This window comes from Bradyrhizobium sp. Leo78 (genome assembly GCF_059512425.1).
In genome coordinates, this window is sequence record NZ_JCAMOT010000029.1 from 1 (window position 1) to 17538 (window position 17538).

At 58.6% G+C, this 17538-nt stretch carries 19 protein-coding genes; 5 read left to right on the top strand and 14 right to left on the bottom strand.

Going from position 1 to position 17538, the window contains the following annotated elements:
- Positions 1–3: 3 nt before the first annotated feature.
- The 5 genes from AC5ZG1_RS29590 to AC5ZG1_RS29610 all read right to left on the bottom strand — a co-directional run bounded on the left by AC5ZG1_RS29590 (position 4) and on the right by AC5ZG1_RS29610 (position 5535).
- Positions 4–579, bottom strand: coding sequence for an aconitase family protein (locus AC5ZG1_RS29590; RefSeq protein WP_496134967.1), 576 nt, complete (start codon positions 577–579; stop codon positions 4–6).
- Positions 580–887: 308 nt separating this feature from the next.
- Positions 888–1982: a hypothetical protein gene (locus AC5ZG1_RS29595; RefSeq protein ID WP_496134882.1), complete on the bottom strand. Its 1095-nt coding sequence runs from the start codon at positions 1980–1982 to the stop codon at positions 888–890.
- Positions 1983–2060: 78 nt separating this feature from the next.
- On the bottom strand, positions 2061–3098 hold the full coding sequence (locus AC5ZG1_RS29600) for a substrate-binding domain-containing protein (protein ID WP_496134883.1): 1038 nt from the start codon (positions 3096–3098) through the stop codon (positions 2061–2063).
- Positions 3023–3808 (bottom strand): ABC transporter permease, encoded by a 786-nt coding sequence (locus AC5ZG1_RS29605; RefSeq protein ID WP_496134884.1) that lies wholly within the window; start codon positions 3806–3808, stop codon positions 3023–3025. The genes AC5ZG1_RS29600 and AC5ZG1_RS29605 overlap by 76 nt, the downstream gene beginning before the upstream one ends.
- 197 nt (positions 3809–4005) lie before the next feature.
- Positions 4006–5535, bottom strand: a complete 1530-nt coding sequence (locus tag AC5ZG1_RS29610) for a sugar ABC transporter ATP-binding protein (protein WP_496134885.1) — start codon at positions 5533–5535, stop codon at positions 4006–4008.
- A gap of 117 nt (positions 5536–5652) precedes the next feature.
- Here AC5ZG1_RS29610 and AC5ZG1_RS29615 point away from each other — a divergent pair, with 117 nt between their 5' ends.
- Positions 5653–6294, top strand: a complete 642-nt coding sequence (locus AC5ZG1_RS29615; protein ID WP_496134886.1) for a TetR/AcrR family transcriptional regulator — start codon at positions 5653–5655, stop codon at positions 6292–6294.
- A gap of 779 nt (positions 6295–7073) precedes the next feature.
- On the opposite strand, the gene AC5ZG1_RS29620 is transcribed toward AC5ZG1_RS29615, so the two are convergent.
- Together AC5ZG1_RS29620 and AC5ZG1_RS29625 are read right to left on the bottom strand one after the other, a co-directional pair.
- Positions 7074–7538: a malonic semialdehyde reductase gene (locus AC5ZG1_RS29620; protein WP_496134887.1), complete on the bottom strand. Its 465-nt coding sequence runs from the start codon at positions 7536–7538 to the stop codon at positions 7074–7076.
- Positions 7487–7660, bottom strand: coding sequence for a hypothetical protein (locus tag AC5ZG1_RS29625; protein WP_496134888.1), 174 nt, complete (start codon positions 7658–7660; stop codon positions 7487–7489). Before AC5ZG1_RS29625 ends, AC5ZG1_RS29620 begins: the two co-directional genes overlap by 52 nt.
- Positions 7661–7760: 100 nt before the next feature.
- On the opposite strand from AC5ZG1_RS29625, the gene AC5ZG1_RS29630 reads away from it, so the two are divergent.
- Together AC5ZG1_RS29630 and AC5ZG1_RS29635 are read left to right on the top strand one after the other, a co-directional pair.
- Positions 7761–8033, top strand: a complete 273-nt coding sequence (locus AC5ZG1_RS29630; protein ID WP_496134889.1) for a winged helix-turn-helix transcriptional regulator — start codon at positions 7761–7763, stop codon at positions 8031–8033.
- 162 nt (positions 8034–8195) lie between these two features.
- A complete protein-coding gene (locus tag AC5ZG1_RS29635; protein WP_496134890.1) occupies positions 8196–8549 on the top strand; it encodes a hypothetical protein in 354 nt (117 codons plus the stop codon).
- A 219-nt stretch (positions 8550–8768) separates the two neighbouring features.
- Here the strand turns inward: AC5ZG1_RS29635 and AC5ZG1_RS29640 are convergent, their stop codons facing one another.
- The 3 genes from AC5ZG1_RS29640 to AC5ZG1_RS29650 are packed head-to-tail and all read right to left on the bottom strand — an operon-like array spanning position 8769 to position 11113.
- Complete coding sequence (locus AC5ZG1_RS29640; protein ID WP_496134891.1) at positions 8769–9608, bottom strand: alpha/beta hydrolase; 840 nt, start codon at positions 9606–9608, stop codon at positions 8769–8771.
- Positions 9609–9612: 4 nt separating this feature from the next.
- Positions 9613–10008: a Rid family hydrolase gene (locus AC5ZG1_RS29645; RefSeq protein ID WP_496134892.1), complete on the bottom strand. Its 396-nt coding sequence runs from the start codon at positions 10006–10008 to the stop codon at positions 9613–9615.
- 10 nt (positions 10009–10018) lie between these two features.
- On the bottom strand, positions 10019–11113 hold the full coding sequence (locus AC5ZG1_RS29650; protein WP_496134893.1) for a 2,5-dihydroxypyridine 5,6-dioxygenase NicX family protein: 1095 nt from the start codon (positions 11111–11113) through the stop codon (positions 10019–10021).
- Between the two features lie 153 nt (positions 11114–11266).
- Between AC5ZG1_RS29650 and AC5ZG1_RS29655 the strand changes: the two genes are divergently transcribed.
- Entirely contained in the window at positions 11267–12100 is an 834-nt protein-coding gene (locus tag AC5ZG1_RS29655; protein WP_496134894.1) for an alpha/beta fold hydrolase, read from the top strand.
- On the opposite strand, the gene AC5ZG1_RS29660 is transcribed toward AC5ZG1_RS29655, so the two are convergent.
- The 4 genes from AC5ZG1_RS29660 to AC5ZG1_RS29675 all read right to left on the bottom strand — a co-directional run bounded on the left by AC5ZG1_RS29660 (position 12101) and on the right by AC5ZG1_RS29675 (position 16428).
- Positions 12101–12904, bottom strand: coding sequence for an alpha/beta fold hydrolase (locus tag AC5ZG1_RS29660; RefSeq protein ID WP_496134895.1), 804 nt, complete (start codon positions 12902–12904; stop codon positions 12101–12103).
- Positions 12905–12934: 30 nt separating this feature from the next.
- Complete coding sequence (locus tag AC5ZG1_RS29665) at positions 12935–13696, bottom strand: glutathione S-transferase family protein (protein ID WP_496134896.1); 762 nt, start codon at positions 13694–13696, stop codon at positions 12935–12937.
- An 895-nt stretch (positions 13697–14591) separates the two neighbouring features.
- Positions 14592–14759, bottom strand: a complete 168-nt coding sequence (locus AC5ZG1_RS29670; protein ID WP_496134897.1) for a rhodanese-like domain-containing protein — start codon at positions 14757–14759, stop codon at positions 14592–14594.
- A gap of 943 nt (positions 14760–15702) precedes the next feature.
- Complete coding sequence (locus tag AC5ZG1_RS29675; protein ID WP_496134898.1) at positions 15703–16428, bottom strand: TetR/AcrR family transcriptional regulator; 726 nt, start codon at positions 16426–16428, stop codon at positions 15703–15705.
- A 211-nt stretch (positions 16429–16639) separates the two neighbouring features.
- Between AC5ZG1_RS29675 and AC5ZG1_RS29680 the strand changes: the two genes are divergently transcribed.
- On the top strand, positions 16640–17524 hold the full coding sequence (locus tag AC5ZG1_RS29680) for a class I SAM-dependent methyltransferase (protein ID WP_496134899.1): 885 nt from the start codon (positions 16640–16642) through the stop codon (positions 17522–17524).
- The last annotated feature ends 14 nt before the right edge of the window (positions 17525–17538 follow it).

The window sequence follows — 17538 nt, forward strand, 5'->3', positions numbered from 1 at the left end:
GCTTCAAGCCGCAACTTCGACTTGAATGGCGAGGCCAGGGCGGAAAGAACGAAGCAAAACAGCCCGATCATTCCGCCAGCTCAGGCGATTCCACCACGTCATCAACTCGAATGAGGTTTTCGGCACAAACACCCCATCCGTGCAGGTGTGGCTGTCGGCGCAAACAAGCGAGACGCCGGGCAGCGCGATCCCGAGCTCGGGCGCCATCATGTGCACGATGCCTTGCTCTACTTCGCCGAGCTCGAAATAACGGATGCCGGCCCTGTGCGAGAGTTCCTTCAGCCCCGCCCATAGTCGCGCACCCGGCTCGAAGGTCGTGCCGCTCCGGCCCAAGGCCGTCGAAACGGCATGATCGGGGATCGCAAAAGCAAGTTCGGGATTAGCAACCGCAAGCCCGCGCTGCGCCAACGCGAACAATCCCGCCGTGCCCGATAGATCATGCAGGAGGTGCCGGTCGATATGAAGCAGGGACCAGCCCTCGCCGAGATCGGCGACGACGTGCGTGTCCCATAGCTTGTCGAGCAGTGTTTTCCCATCGCGCTTTACCCCGCCGCCTTCGGCACAGCCGCATTGCGGAATTTAGTCGCGAGTTCGGTCCACTCGTCCGAAACCAGCCGGCGGAAGCGTTCGGTCACGGACATGCTGCCGGCCGAGCTTGGCGGCGCGTTGGTTTCCTTGACGGTGCGGGGCGCTAAGCGCGATGCATCACCTGGAGAGTCTGTCTTTCTTCAAACATAGATACGCGAGTGTTCTTACCGTGGCCCCACCGCGAAGCGCTACGACGACGCGAGGCCGAGTCTCCTCGCCGTTTCAGTTACGACGGCTAGAAAGAATGGCGCCGCAACGCGCAGCGGCGCCATTATGCTTATCAACACGGATTTCAGGCGCTAGAATTTCACCGTGATTCCTGAGTAAATAGTAGATTCGGTGCAGGAATTGTTGCTGACCCCCGGCGCGATGTTGCATACGGCACTTTTCTCGTGGTCGAGGCCGAACTTGTTCTGCCAGTAACGGTATGCGATCCAGACGTCGACGAAGTGCGTATACTTCGCACCCCAGATGGCTTTGCCGGCGTCGAAAGTCAGTCGGATAGGCTCTGAGTTGAACTCGACCGCAGTCGGTGTGCCAGGGAGCGGATTGTTCTCGTAGCCTTTCCTGCCGTACCATCCCGCGCGGCCGCTGATCGACCAGAACTGCATGCTTTCAGGCAGGAAGCCGAGATCCATGTAGTAGTTGGTCTCGACAGCCCAGGTCGGGTCGAAACTTCTGTTGCCATCGCTCAAGCAGGTGACGCCTGGCATCGTGCCTGCGAACCCGGAGCCGCACTGAGTGTAGCCGCTCTGATTGGCAAACTCCCAGTAAAACAACGGAGCTACGTTAAAGTAACCTTTGTAAGGGAGATCGAAAGCAAACTGGAGGCCCGCGACGACATCACGCTTCGCAGGAGCGAGATAAGTGTTCTCGGTACCAGCATCCATACCGACTTCAAACGAGACGTTGCGCAGCGGCCCAGCCGTGAAGGCGTTGGTACCGAAGAGTTCGTTCCAGCCGAAGGTCGAGCGGAATAGCCCGTATATTTCAGTCGCACCAGCGCAGGAAGCAGGCACCGCCGGGCTTGTAAAGCTGGTCTGGATAATGCCCGCATTTGTGCAAGGGTTCGCGGGGTCGTTGTGGTCCGATTTGAACATCGAGATCGTCAAGAAATTGGTGCCGTATTGCCAGATGTCGAAGTGAGTGAGAGAATACACCTGCTTGGCCGTGGTGCCGTTGATGCTTCCGTTGGGCTTGATGGAGAAAGCACCTGGGTCGGTCCCCTTCGGCATCCAGGAGAATGTCAGCCGGTTATCGATCAACAAGAAGGAAAGGTCTTGCGGTGCGGCCTTCGCCTTCACAGGCAAATCAGCTGCAAACGATGGTCTTTCAGAAGCAATCGAAACACACGACAGACAAGCTGCGAAAATAGCTGTCAAACGCGCAAACATCTGGTATCCCCCATTTTGATGAATGTTGGCAGTCACTCTCGGAATTTTAGAAAGCAGAGGTCGGGTGGAAGCCGCCGCCTATTTCTGCTGCGGCAAGAACTGATTTACGTTCGACGGATCGACCCGTTTCGAACGAATAGCGACTTCGGCGTCTGTCGGCACTTTGCCCTGCGCATAGGCAACGGCCGTATTGAGAGCGACCGCGCCCCAATTCGGTCCATCTAGGTCGTAGGTAACGGAGAGCGTTCCTTCCTTCACGGCTCGGATGGCTGGAGGAACGCCGTTCAAACCGGAAATGACAACCTTCCCCGTCTTGCCCGCTGAAGCGACGGCCTGCGCGGCGCCAAGCGCAATCTCGTCGTTGCCGCCATAGATCGCCGCTAGATCAGGGTTCGCCGAGAGTGCATCCTCAGCCTGCTTCAGGCCCTCCTCGCGCGTCAGCGCTACGTCTTTCTGAAAGACGATCTTGATATCAGGATGCTTGATTATCGCATCCCGAAATCCGCTCGCGATGTCCCTGAATAACTCGGCGCCCGCAGGACCGTCGATCATCGCGATCTTGCCCTTGCCCTCGATCTTCTCGGCGACCCACGCGCCAATTTCGCTGCCAAGAGACTTCCAGTCCATCGTGACCGCACGCTTCTCGTAGGGCGAATGCGAGAACCTCACCATCGAGATCACGGGAATACCCGCCTTGCCGGCCATTTCGTAAGGACCGGCCACGGCCACGGTATCGACGGGAGATACAAGGATGGCATCGACCTTGCGGGCGACGAGATCCTGAAGCCCGTTGACCTGCTGCGAGACGACTTCATTGGCCGTGACATAAACGACCTTCACCCCGAGCTCCTTCGCCCGTGCGTCGATTCCGCGCTTGATACCCAGATAGAACGGGTTCGTATCGTCCGCCAACGAGACGCCGATCGTCAGTTTGTCAGAAGCGTTGACTGAAACGAGCGGAAGAGCCGCCATCGCCAGACCAAGCAACCATTGTTTACGCATCCCAATCCTCCCCTTTGTTTGTTTCGCGTGGCTAAAGATTAAACGTTTCGATGTCGGAGCTGGTCGATCGCGGCCGCTATGACGATCACGATGCCGATGGCCAGCCGCTGCCAATACGAATCGACGTTGATCAGATTGAGCGCGTTCGAGAGCACCGTCATGATGAGGACGCCAATGACGCTTTTGAGCAAGTGGCCTTCGCCGCCCTTGAGCGAAGCGCCTCCGAGAACGACGGCTGCGATGACAGTCAACTCATAGAATTCGCCGGCGGTCGGCTGACCAGACTGCAATCGTGTGGTGAGCAGGGCGCCCGCCGCACCCGAGAGCGCTCCGCAGATGCAGTACGCCCCAAGCAGGATGCGCGGCACGGACACCCCGGAGAGAAAAGCCGCTTGCCGATTGTCGCCAACCGCGAACACGCGCACGCCGAATGGCGTCCGGTGCAGGGTCCAGGTGAACGCAAGAACCAGAATTATCGCGATCCATGCGAGGTTCGGCATTCCTAGGAAGCGTCCAGTTCCCCACGCTAGAAACGAAGCAGGCAGTCCTTCATCGCCAACGACGGGTGCCCCGCCCGTGATGAGCAGCGCGACACCGCGTACAAGAACCATCGTTCCCAGGGTCGTTATGAAGGGATTGACCTTCAAATACGAGATGATTGCCCCGTTGACGCAGCCGATAACGAGGCCCACCGCGACGGCAGCGGAGACGCCGAGAAGCCAGGCATTCGTCTCGATCATGACGATTGCGGCAACACAACTGGCCAGGGCGGCCGTCGAACCGATCGAAAGGTCGAAGCCGCCCGTGATCACGACGAACGTCATTCCGATCGAAAGTATTGAGAAGATCGACGCTTGCAGAAGTACGTTGGTGAGATTGCCTGGCGTGGCAAATCTGTCACTCAAGAGCGTCGCAATGATGCAGCCTACGATCAACACAAGTAACGGCACATGGTCGAGCAGATTGAGACGCACAAACCGCGTCCGCTGAGCAACCTCCGGCTGTTTCTCGGCTATATCAGTCATTGAATACTCCCCATGGCTGAACGGATGGCATTCTCATCGAAGCCATTGGCACTGGATATTTCAGACACGATCCGCCCTTTTCGTACGGCCAGAATTCGGTCGCAAAGTCCGAGAAGCTCCGGCATATCGGTCGAAGACAAGAAGGCACTTCCGCCCGCGGAGGTGAAGTCGGCTATGACCTGGTGGATTCTGGCCTTGGCCGCCACGTCGATACCGGCTGTCGGGTCATCAAGGACCAGGGCATTCAGTTCGCGAAGCAGGCATCTGGCGAAAAGCACTTTCTGCTGATTTCCCCCGGACAAGGACCGCATTAGGGCGTGCGGATTGTCTGGCCGGACATCCAGCTTCCGCATCAGGCTTCTGACGACAGCATCTATTCTTGCGCCGTGAAGCCAAAGCGGGCTCGAGTATCGCGCGAGATGGGGGAGGACGATATTTTCCGCGACGGTGAGATTTGGAAAGGCAACCAGTCCGCGCTCGCCCGGTACGAAGCCGAGGCCCGCAGCTAATGCAGCGCGAGGATTGACAATTTCTGTCGCCCTCTGATTCGAGCTAGTAATCTTCGTCGGCTCGCCAATTCCGAACAGGCCGCGGACCAGCCGTGTCGCACCGCTGCCAATTAATCCGGCAAGCCCGACGATTTCTCCCCGGCTTACTGTGACCTCCGAATGACCCAGGGTTGCGACGATAGCCCTGCCCGCCTCGGCCGGCTTTGGTCGATGGATCTCTCCGATCGAAGAGCCGCCGGTCATCAGGGATGTAACGGCGTTGTCGTTGAACCCTTGATTACAAAAAGTGCCAACCACGGCGCCGTCGCGGAGCACGACACAGCGTGCGGCAATCCGCCGCACTTCCGGGAGGCGGTGCGTGATGTAGATGATCGCAACGCCATTTCGCTTCAGAGCATCTAGAACATCGAAGAGGCGCTCGCTATCCTTGTCTCCCAATGAAGCTGTCGGTTCATCGAGAACCAGGACACGGGCGCGATTCGTGAGAGCGCGCGCGATTACAATGAGCTGCCGCTCCGCGAAAGTCAGCGTCCCCGCGCGTCTCGAAGGATCAATCCGGCTGCCAAGCCGCTCCAGGACAGATGTCGCGACCGTATCAAGTCGCCGCCTGTCCAGCACCCGAAGGAATCCTCCCGCCGAACGGTAGGGAAGATCACCGAGCGAAATGTTCTCTGCGACGGATCGATGCTGAGCGATCTGCAATTCCTGAGGAATCACCACGATTCCGGCGTGCAATGCTTCCACCGGCGCAGCAAACCGACGAGGCGTCCCGCCAACACGGATGATACCATCATCCGGCTGATACACGCCTCCGAGGATCTTGATCAGCGTCGACTTACCGGCTCCGTTTTCACCGAGCAGCGCGACGCCCTCTCCTGCCCGGATTTGCAACGACACACTCCTCAGCGCGGGCGTCGCACCGAAGCGCTTGCTAATCCGCTCCAGCGAAACGATGTGTTGCGCCCCGACATCAAGCGCGCGGTTGTCGATGGTCGTTTCCCTCGCCGTCTTTTGCACCGGACCTATCCACATTAGGAGGTGAAGAGAGATGCGCCGGTCAGCGCATATCTGGTATGGTCGTAACGATACCGAACGTCATTCGGTTGTCAATAACGAACGATGATCATTTTTAAGATGGCACAGGTCAAAAAAGAAGCAGTGAAAGCCCGTATCCTTGACGCCGCGTCGAGGCTATTTGAGGAGCGGAGTTACGTCGGAGCAACAATGGGGCAGATCGCGGCGCGAGCGCGGCTATCTACTGCCAACATCTACGTCTATTTCCCTTCGAAGCTCGATATCGCTTTTGCGATTTTCGAGCCCTGGATCGGCGAGCGCATCGCCCAGATCGAGGCCGAAGCCCGAAGCATTCGCGATCCTCGCAAGCGGCTGGCTCACGCACTTGGGCGCTTGTGGCGGGATATTCCATTCGAGCGTAATTCGTTCTTCAACAACTTCATCCAGGCTATTGCAGTATCGACAACCGATGAGGGTTACCGGCCCATTGTTTTGACGCATATGCGAGAGCGCATCGAGACTCTGATCTCGAACTGCATCGATGACGAACGACGACAGATGGTGGATACCAGCTCGATCGCGCACCTGGCTGTCATGGCTTTCGACGGGTTCGTGATCAACGGACATCTCAATCCGAACACGTCCCGCGTCGATGCCTCAGTCGAAGTTGTCTGCGACCTGATCCTTGGCCGACCAGCATCAAAGGCACAAGCCGCAACGCAAAGAAAATTCCCGAAGGCTGTGAAAGCAAAGGTCGGCTGATATAGCTGGATTCGTGTCAACCGGTTGGTCGAGGCGGTTGCCGCTTTCGAGTCATGGCTTGTCTTCCCGCGAAGCAGCATAGGCCTTGCCGAGACGGTCCTCTTGCGGGACCTCCAGCACATCGACCGGATTACTGGGCTTGATCGCGACTACGAACCTACCCGCCTTGTGGCCCACATCGTACTTCCTTGGTTGATTCGGTTTCTCCCTTGGAGAGTTCCCACGTTCCCTACTAGAGATTGCAATTGGGACCGCGCCGCGCAAATATGTTGGCCCCTGCGATACGTCGTCAGCGGTTCACTTGCGTTCGTGTTCGCCTCCCGCAACACACCACGCTCACTACCCCGGCGATTGTGCTGGCGCGGCTTGCGGTGGTTTGGACCGTGATCCTGCAATCCGAGTCCGAGGGACCGACCCTCGTCACCTGTGCCGTAAAGCTGCTCGAACGCACTCTCCATCTTCGAGCGCCCTCGTGACACGCGGATCTTGGTCGCGGACAGGGACGCCGCTCCCTTCAGGAAGAGGTCGGAGTCGCCATCCGCTGTTGGAAGCTCGACGTCGCTCAGTCGCGCAAGGCGAGAGAAAATTCGGAAGGAGCGTAGGCAAGGGCAGGTTTTGGCCGTGAGCCCGCCAGCCAATTTCGAGCTATTCACTTCCCGCGACCAAAGGTGCGCTCGACAAGATCGCTCGATCGAGGGTGCGCGTCAGATCATGCTAAGACCTCAAGTAATCGGTTCACCGGAGGCATGGCACGGTTGCGCGCGTTTTCTGTTATCGGCTTAGAGCAACGTGTTCGCCTCCTCGAATTCGAGCCGGGGCGCCCTGGGGTAAAGCGTGGTGGGATCGCCGTAACCCAGTGTCGTGATGAAGTTCACGCGCACGGTCGTGCCGGCGAAGAAGGCCTGGTTGACGCCGTCCTCGTCGAAGCCGGACATTGGGTTCGAGTCCAGGCCAATCAGCCGCGCAGCGTTGATCAGATATGCAGCCTGCAATGTTGAATTGCGGAACGCCGATTCGGTGATCAGGCGCTGATCGCCGTACCAGCTTCGAGCGTCCGTGTGGGGGAATAGGCGGGTAAGATGGCGAACGAAATCGAGTTCCATTCCGAGCACGGCGGCCGCGGGAGATGCGCGGACCTTTTCGGCGTTGCCAGGATAGCAGAGCGCAGCGAGCCGCTCTCTGGCCCCTCCGCTCACGCACCAGACGACGCTAAGCGGCTGCTGGTTTGTCGAGGTGGGCCCCATTTCAGCAGGTCGTAGAACTGGCGAATCGTGTCGTCCGTCACCGGTCGATTGATATAGCTATTGAAGGTGCGCGCCTTCCGAAACACCCGGTCAAGCACCTCGTCGGGAAGCAGATCGCTCATGTCGTCCTCTTGTAGTTGGCTCAAGACAACAGCTAGATCGGCATAGTATGAAAAGGGAAGTAGGCACCTTTTGCATACCAGCGCGCACGAGGAGCCATCAGTGACCAAGCGAGAGCCGAAGGCGCTACGCAACCGGCCTGATTGCCCGTTGGCCGCCTTCGTCAATCTGCTTTCAGGCAAATGCGCGATCCCGATTCTGTACAGGCTGATCATCAGCGGCGGCCCGATCCGCTTTCGTGAACTCCAGCGCGCCGCGCACCCGATTACCCAGAAGGAGCTCACCAAGCACTTACTTCATCTTGAAGCGCGTGGCGTGGTTCGTCGTACGATCTACGGCGAGGTTCCTCCGCGTGTGGAGTATGAGGCGTCGTAGTTGCCCAAGAGCTGATCACATCGCTCGAGGCTCTTGCAGAGTGGATGCGGACCTACGGCCGCAAGCTAATGGAACGAGAAGATAGCAGCTTCCACGAGCGGGACCCTCGTCGCTAGGAGTCCCTGCTGCGCTGCGGCATCCAGCAGCAGTGACGTCATCAGTATGGCGTCGCCCATCAGCTTGGCCGGAAGCGAAGTTGCCCTCCACCTGCACGATCCCTCCTCGATCGGTCAGCGCACCAAGGCGATCGAGCATCGCGCGCCCGTCGATGCTGGGGTCGCGGTTGGACTGGACCCAGCTTTCGCAGTCAATTCTGTGTTGACCACCGCACGCGACCGGCTGGGCGCCAAGATTGCAGCGGTTTCATTGCCGACCGCCGCCACCAGAACGAAGTTAGCGGCCTGGTCGTCTCGCCATGCCCGACCGCGGCGTCAGGATTGCCTCTGGCAAGTCGGCGACGCGGCCATGGCTATGGACGGCGCCGTTGTTCTGGGCGAGGTCCGTCATGTCGAATAGTGTGACAGAGCGGCCGTCGAGGTGCGCTGCTATCAATGCGGTAGCGGTAATGATGCCCGTGCGCGCCGGGGCCGGCGAGCATCAGGTTGGTCGCGCCAGCGAGCTCGCGCAGGTCAAGCAAAGCAGTGAGAGGACCCTGATCCTCCGCCGGCCGGCATCAAAGGGGTAAACCGCAACGCAAAGAAAATTCCCGAGGACCGTGAAAACAAAGGTCGGTAGCTAGGCCCGTGTCAGCCGGCTGATCCAGGCGGTTGCCGCTTCGAGCCATGGCTTGTCTTCCCGCGCCGCAGCATAGGCCACGCCGAGATGGTCCTCTTCCGGGATTTCCAGGACATCGACGGGATAACCGTTGTGACGGAGAACCATCGCGAACTTTTGGGCTTGCTGGATTAAGTGCGGGAAATCGTTGGCACCAAAGGAAATGAAAAATGGTGTCTGCGAGGGCTGGACGCAGAAAAGCGGGCTTGCTCTTACTTCATTCAAATCGGTTACGGGACCTAGAAAGCGCGGACGCACGGAAAATCCAGAGCCGGGCGTGAAGTCATAGCTCCCGGAAATCGGTAAGCATCCCTTGACGACATCCGGCGGCAATCCACGCGCCGACGCCCAATCGCTCCGCACCGCCAGATGACTTGCGAGGTGACCGCCTGCCGAGTGGCCGCCCAAGAAGAGGCTCCCCCTGGCGTAGCCATATCGGGCCGCCAGGCCGTAGACGGCTGCCACGACATCGGCCACGTCGTCGGTATTTGCCGGGAACGTGTGTTTGGGGGCAAGACGATACCCGGCGCTGACCAGCGTAATTCCCCTGTCATTCAGCGGCGGCGCCAGGAACGCCATCGCCTCTTTATAGCCGTTGGTCCAGCCTCCTCCATGGAGAAAAACGAGAACCGGCCCTTTCGGCTTTCGGCAGGGAAAAACGAGCAAAGCCTGGCTCGGATCGACCGAACCATAGGCATGTTCCTGACCTTCGATGCCCCAGCTCAACCGCAGGCATTCGTCGCGATAGGAGCGACCGAAGTCGGTCAATGGCTCCTGATCTGGATAGTCTTCGATCCGCACGAGGTCAGCCTATATGGGCAGTTGCAGCCATTTCGATCAGCCAATCGGGTTTCACAAGATCCGCGCGAATGCAATATCGCGGCGGAAACGCTGCGCCAGCGAGCTGGAAGATTTCCCGATAGACCTCGTTCATGGCGGCGTAGTCGCCGTAATCCCTAATGAATATCTGCATGCTGACGATGTCCCTGATTGAGGCTCCCGCGGATATCAGGATGCCTTCGATGGTGGAGAGCACGGCGCGAGTCTGCGCTTTGATATCCCCGGCCCCGATAGTTGCGCCCTTCTCGTCAATCGCGACGATCCCAGCGGTATAGATCCAACCTTCGGCGCATTTCGCGCCGAAGGAATAGGGAGCAACGGGCGCCGACGAGCCGGCGGGAATGAGGGGCGTCCAGCTCATGTTGCTGCGCTTATGCTGCAAGCCGCGAGCCGTCCTTCGGCTTGACAAGCATCTTCTCATCAATGACCTCACCGTCCTTGATCACGACGCGGCCGTCGAAAGCCACGGTACAATCGAACATCGGCAGGTCAAGGTGGGCTGGCGTGTTGTTCTTGCCTCCGCCCTGATCATCGGGTCCAGTCGAGAACAGAAATACTCCCGGCCAGGCGCGTGTATGGCTGGCGATCCGGTTGATCGAATGGCCGTGCAGGGCGATCTGATCCAGATATGAGTTCGGATTGAGACCCCAGCCGAGATGCGAGACGGCGTACGGCCGCAGATCGTCCACCGACGTCTGGTGCTCCTTCATGAATTGACGCATCAGCCGCGCGTCGCTGCCGCTACCGTCGATCTTGCGAATGTGGCCCTTTTCGATCGTCAGCCGAACCTCACCCTCGAAGTAGCGCACATAGGGAAGTATCCAGGCGTCGCCCGGCCTAAGGACAACCGTGCCTTCCGAGGAGCCAGGATTCGGCCAGGTCGAGAAGTGCGCTCCACCCCAGGTATCGACACAACCCGGCTCGTCGGCATAACCATATTGGCAAACGGTATCGAGTTCGCCGAGCTTCGCGACAAAATCGGTCCCGGCCGCACTCGTGACGCGCAATTCCTTGGAGCGTCTGCAAAGATCGCGCGCATAGAGAATCGCTTCCTTCAAGCCAGGCGGCGACATCAGACGCTTGAGCTCATCGGGGCCATCAATGACGAGAAGAAATCTCGTGCCCTTCCTCCGCGCTTCCTGCATCCAGTGGGAGCCCAGCGCGACGTGGAAGACCAGCACAAGATCGGCCGAATGGATCGCCTGGATCGCACCAGGTAGGCCAGAGATCGTGTCGCCTCCCCCTTGGCTTGCGATCATGTTGGGGTTGAAGGGCGCCGAAATCTTCACCTCGAAAATCTTGGCTCCAATCTCATCAGCCGCGGCAAATGCCGCCTGCACATAATCAGCCCGCGTGGTCAAATCGGTGACCAGGACCACCTGTGAACCGGGTTTTACCCGACAGAGCTCAAGTTCCTGGCGAAACAGGAATGAAAGCTCGGCTGGGTTGATTTGTTCGCCTGACATGGTGCGTTGCTCCTGGAGTGACGGATCGTACTTACCGGATCAAAGGCATTTTTCATCCGCATGTCAATAACGAATATTGTTCGTTTAATGTGACATTGTCGTCCGCCCGTGATTTCATCCACAAGCACGCAGCCACGCATGGAGTTGAGTCGCATGCCTTTTGTAAGCATCGAGGACGGCGTCGATATCTTTTACGAGGAGTCGGGAGCGGGAACGCCGCTTCTGCTTGTCCCGGGGCTTGGCGGGGTCGGTAGCTATTGGACCCCGAACGTGGACGCCTTCTCCGCGCAGTACCGCGTGATCACCCATGATCACCGCGGGACCGGCCGCAGCACGCAGTCGCGGATCAATTATTCCGTGGATCAGATGACGTCGGACCTGTTGCGATTAATGGACCGTCTCGGAATCGAGAAGGCCCACGTCGTTGGTCACTCCACAGGCGGAGCGATGGCCCAGTGCCTGGCGCTTGATCATCCGGATCGGCTCTTGAGCCTTGTGCTGTACGCCACATGGACGAAGGCCGACCCCTTCATGACCCGCATCCTGGAAACCAGAAGAACATTGGCGCTCACGGCGGGCGTTGAGGCCTATGTAAAGGCGAGCGCGATCTTTCTGTTTCCAGCGTGGTACGTGAACAACGAGTCGGATCGGCTCCAACTGGCCGACCGACGGACTGCTTCGGATTTCCCTCTGGTCGAAATCGCAGCGAGCCGGATCGACGGCATACTCGCTTTTGATAGGCAGGCGGAGCTTTCAAGAATTTCAATTCCGACCTTCGTGCTCGGCGTCGCGGACGATGTCCTGACGCCGGCGTATTTCTCCCGCGCGCTGGCCGACAGGATTCCGAACTCGGAATGCATCATCATTCCGCACGGAGGACACGCCTTGTCCATGACACGACCGGATGAATTCAATCGCGTCGTCCGGAACTTCATCGATCGGATCGAGACCGCGAACGAATCCCGACAGATCGGCAAGCTCCCCTGATCATGCCGGTCGGTCGACATCCCTCAGGAATGTTAGCACCGCGGACGAGAACCTCGACGGCTCGGTTTGCGACAGCGCGTGCCCTCCCCTAGGCTCCCAGTGGGCTCTCGCACCCGGGATCAGCCGGGCGTATTCTTCCGAGAAATAGCGCGGCGTGAGGATGTCGTCATCGGCACAGAGCACCAATACCGGCAACGAAAGTCGACCGAGCTCGTGACGTCGATCGAAATTCAAGATTGCCCGAAGCCGACTCGCTTGGACTTCCGGAGGACCAAGCTGGGCTCGTACGTTGGCTTCGGCGGCCGAAATCGCCTTCGCATGAGTATTGATCCAGTACGGCGGATACAACAACAGGGAACTTAGGCTAGCATAAGCTTCGACACCAAGATTTTTCAGTATTTCGGCCCGCAGGTTCAGCAACTTCTGCCGGTACGGATCCCCGCACGTGGTGCTCGCATAGATCACGAGGGAATTGATCCGTTCTGGAAAATCCAGCGCGGCTGAAACGGCGATAGCGCCACCGGTCGAGTGCCCCACGATATGCGCGCGCTCGACACCAGCATGGTCCAGGATCGCAATAAGGTCGGTCGCCACTTCCTCGACGGATCGAACCGCGACCGGCGAGGAACGACCTGTCCCCCGCTGATCGAAGACATAAGTCGAATAGTGGCAAGACAACTCCGCCAGATTGACGTTCCAGTAACTGCCTACTCCTCCCAGACCGGCGGCGAGGACGAGCACAGGCCCTGCGCCGTGGCGCTCCCAATAGAGTTCTGCCCCGTCCGGAGCCATCGCGAAAGGCACACCAGTCCTCCATCACGTCTCGACTGCCGATCAGCGCTCCTGAAGCACTTGCCTGACATATGTGTCCGGATCCAGCCTAGCCCCCGGGGCATAGGCGATACCAAACGATGGCCGGCTCTTCACCCGCTGGTACCATTCGTCGACGGCCGGCAGATCGGACCACAATTCGGCAAGGCCAAGATCGTCCATTCGCACGATGCATGGGATGACCAGAATATCCGCAAGGGACAACTCTTTGCCGAGAATGAATGCGCATGTCGTCTCGACGGCGGCGGAGATTCGTTCCAGCGTTTTCCTCAATCGCTCTTTCGATTCGGCAATTCGCTCGTCCGAGAATCCATTATCTGTCATCTGCCGATAGAAGTGCTTTCGCAACGGCATCTTCTCGGTCATTTCATCGAACTTTTCGCGAGATTGTCCGCTCTTGAGCGTCTTTACCCAGACAGCGTTGTACGAAGGCGCTCGAATGGCAGCGGTCGGCACCTCCTCGAAATATCTCATCCAGGCGCGCATTTCGGCCCGGCCGACTGGATCGGATGGCCCCAAACTCGGCTTAGGATGGATCTCATCAAGATACTCGCAAATCACCGACGATTCGATGATGGCCCGCCCATCGTGAACCAGGGTCGGGACGACGCCATTCGGGTTGAGCTTGAGGTACCAGTCAGAAAGATGCTCCCACTTATTCCAATCGATCTGTCGGCTTTCATAGGAGATGGCTTTTTCGGCGAATGTCAGCCGCACCTTTTGCGAACAGGTCGACACTTTGTTTTCGTAGAGGATAAAGCTCATTGCACACCATGCCGGTCGCGGTCGCTGCCCAACAGAGCACCATCGGAACTGCCGAAAGTCAATACCGAATGTTATACGTTATTCAGACTTTGTCTTGCACGAGGTGCTCTCGGTGCCCGCACGACACCTATTTGCCGCTTCGCTCAATAATCCGCTACGCGCTTCAAAGACCCCGCCACTCTGATAGGCTGATGACGGCCTCCGGATGCGCCACCGCAGCGCGCTTGACCATGGGCCCTACCATTCTTTTAAAAGGAGTTCGCGAACGGCGGCTACGCATCTGCGGCCAGACGCTCCTTCGTTCCACGTTCTCCTCTTCCAAGGGCCTCAGCTGCTTCGCCTCAAAACGTCCATGCCGCCGAGTCCGGCCTTTCGATTACAGATCGTCGCCTCGGAGACCCATGCTTGTGAGCCAAGTCCACGCTGTTCGCAGCAGCCCCATGCTCCCTCCATATCCCAATAATCTGCTCTCCGTGAAAATCCGGCTCGCTTGATCTGTCCGTCCATCCTCGGGCCGGACTCCAACTCCTTCCTGAGGAAATAAGCACTCGCAGGTGAGTGTCGCGAGCGCCTTCTTTCTTGACATCGTCTCCTGCAGGCATCGCCTCGTCGAGCGAGAGGCCAGCACGATCCGCTTCAGCCCGGCGTTCTCCTCTTCCAAGGCGCTTGAGTGCGGAAGTCATCATAGCGCAAGCGGCAGTCGTGGAACGTCGCCTGCTTGCCCCCTTCCGGTACACCTCTCCGACGGCCGTGCCATCGTCCGTCCGCTTCAGCACGAAGCTGATCCGACTCCTTTGAACTTCGATGCCTTCATGAAACTCTCCTCACCCCTAGCCGGGCGATATGGATGGAAAGATCCGATTCCAGCCTGACCAAAAAAAGGGCGGCGCCAGTCTCAATCGATTTCAATCGGGTATCCGACAAGGCTTCCCCATTCCGTCCAGGATCCGTCGTAGAGCTTAACCTGGTCGAGTCCCAATAGCTGGGTCAGAGAAAAGTACAAAAAAGACGCTCGATGCGACAACCTACAGTAAACTATGATCGGTCGATCATCCTCGATCATCCGCTTGTCTTACAGGCGATATTAGATGATGCTGTGCGCTGTACCCGCGATTGCATGCGTCCATCGCCATGATGGCATACATAACGAGATCGTCGGTCCTGGAAATTTTCTCCGGAAAGCGTCGAAACTGAGCAGCTCCACTGTGGAAGCTTCAGACAACAGTTGGGGCCCCGGCGGCCGTGGGAATAGGCTTGGCGAAGACCTGGTACGGGCCAGCCATGGCAGCCGAGCTTCGATTCCCGTCGCTGGTGGGTCATCAGTGATTTCGACAAATGCACGCTGGAGTCTCACCCCAGGGCCGAAACTCGCGGCCAGATCTGATGGATTCACCTGGACCACGCTGCTCGGATCGGACAGATCGCGAAATCGCACCAGCACCGGCAGCTGCGCGAACGACAGCTCCCCCTTAGGTTTGCGTCGGTTCAACTCCTCGAGATAGGCCGTGTAGTCGTCCTTCGACCATACTCCCTTGCCTGTCTCGCCGCGAAACTTTTCAGATCAACGGCCACGGCCTCGCCTTCTTCCCCCACCCTGCTCAAGGAAGAAAACCCGATTGCCCTGTTCCAGGGCCCGGGGCGAGGATAGTCAATTGACTCACGCCCGAACCAGATTGCTCACCTTCCGGAGTTTCCACCACAAGCGTGAGCCGAGATCTAAGTGTGGTTGTCTCGCCGCTAAATGCCCACCAGCCTATTGCTATGATTGCCGCTGCGGCCACAAGGATCGTCAAACATCCTTTGCTGCCTCCGCTCAACGGACTTCTCCCGCGTCCCGCCCGGAAACATCGAGACAATCAAGCATTTCAGCTCGCGTTCTTTGAAGAACTGTCAAAATCAGCTTCGAACTGCGTTCGTTGGATCGCTCTTCCCGGAGCCACCATAAGCCTGCAGCCATGCCCTCGTTGCTGCTGACTAGATTGAACAGCCGGGCAACGTCTTCGCTCTTACGATACTGGATTTGGCGAAGGATTGTCGCGGCGGTCTCGAGCGTCGACGAGCGTTCGCAGATGCCGAATGTTGGCGAGTGGCACGCTTCCGTCCGGCAGACCGAGAACGCGATCGATGGCGATTCCGTACAAGCGCAGGCGACGATCGAGCATATCGACCAGTTCGTCCGTTCGGCCTTTTGGAGGCGACGCAATGATCTCGGCAAGAATGGGATAGGTGCTCGCGGGAAGATTCAAGAGCAGGTCGGCTACACTCTCCGCATCGAACGTATCGAAGACGCCCCGGGCGACGCCGTCGGCGATGAGCTGCGTAAGAGCTGGCCTAAACAGGGCGGACGATGCAAGCGTGACGCGCTGATACAGAACCAGGTTTTCTGGTCGATAGAAGGTCTCGAACAGCCGCCACTGGACCGGCGCGGGCTCGATCTTGTGGTTCCATGATCTGTCAACGAAGGCCACCAGGCGCGCCAGGGGATCGAGACTGGCATCCTGCAGCACACCGCGCACCGCTTCATAGGCACCTTGGGCGAAGCGGCCTGCGAGCGCTTCGAGGAGCTGCTCCTTCGAGGAATAGTAATGATAGAACGCGCCCTTGGAGAGGCCGGCCTCGGCGATCACCTCGTTGAGGCTCGCATGATCGTAGCCGCGCGACAGAAAAACACGCTGCGCCCAATCCAGGATTTCCGACCTGCGTACATCCGGGTGCTTGATCACTCGCGGCATTCAGCTTTCCACTGCGACGAAAGACCATCGGTCGGTATGGTAGACTATCGGTCTAATTGAGGCAATCGCGGATCGCCCAATGATTGCATCTTGAAAATAGACCGTCAGTCGGTATGGTAGACCGATGGTCTGGTGCGGGATGCAGGACTCGCGAGTGCATGCACTCATGTCCCTGGAAGCAGCAGCTGCGAGGACGAAGGAATTCGCATAGATGGAGTCGGGCAAAATCAGCCTCACGAAGGAAAAGGAAACGCTTCTCATCACGCTCTTCGCGAAGGCTGGAGAGAGCCAACTTCCGGATACCCTTCTGTCGGACAGCTTCGCCGCCGATGCCGTCAGGCGGATCGACTATGATTTCGGCAGGCTGAAAGTCACCGGCGACATGATGGTCGGTATCGCGATCAGAGCCAAGACGCTCGATGATTGGGTCCGGACATTCATTGCCTCGCATCCCGAGGGCTGCGTCCTTCATCTTGGATGCGGTCTTGATACGCGCGTGTTCCGTATCGATCCGCCAACAGGCGTGCGCTGGTTCGACGTCGACTACCCGGAGGTCATCGCTCTCCGGCAACGCCTCTATCCGGACCGCTTCGGCTGCGAGCTAGTCGGCTCGTCCGTTATCGAGCCGGCCTGGCTCGAACGGGTGCCGGCGGATCGACCGGTCATGGTCGTGGCCGAGGGCCTCGTCATGTATCTCCGAAACGACGAAGTACAGCGACTTTTCAGCGCCATTGTTGAACGATTTCCCACCGGCGAGATGGCATTCGATGCCTTCAGCCGGCTTGGCGTCTGGTTCGTCCAGCGACAGCCCTCGGTCAGGGCGACGGGCGCGACACTTCATTGGGGCATCGACGATCCGCATGACCTGGAAAGGATGGTGCCGCGAATGAAGTTCATTGCGGAAGTGCCCGCCTATGATCGATCGTACCTGGACCGCTTTTCGTTTGCGGGCCGTATGAGCATCAAAGCCATGCTGGCGATTCCGACATTGCGGCGGCTTGGTCGCTTCCTGTGGTATCGCTTCCAGGAAAGCACTCGCGGACAAGGGCGATGCGGCATGCAAAGCTCAGTCTTGGACAGCCACAAGAGTGAATGAACGGCGGTGCGGGC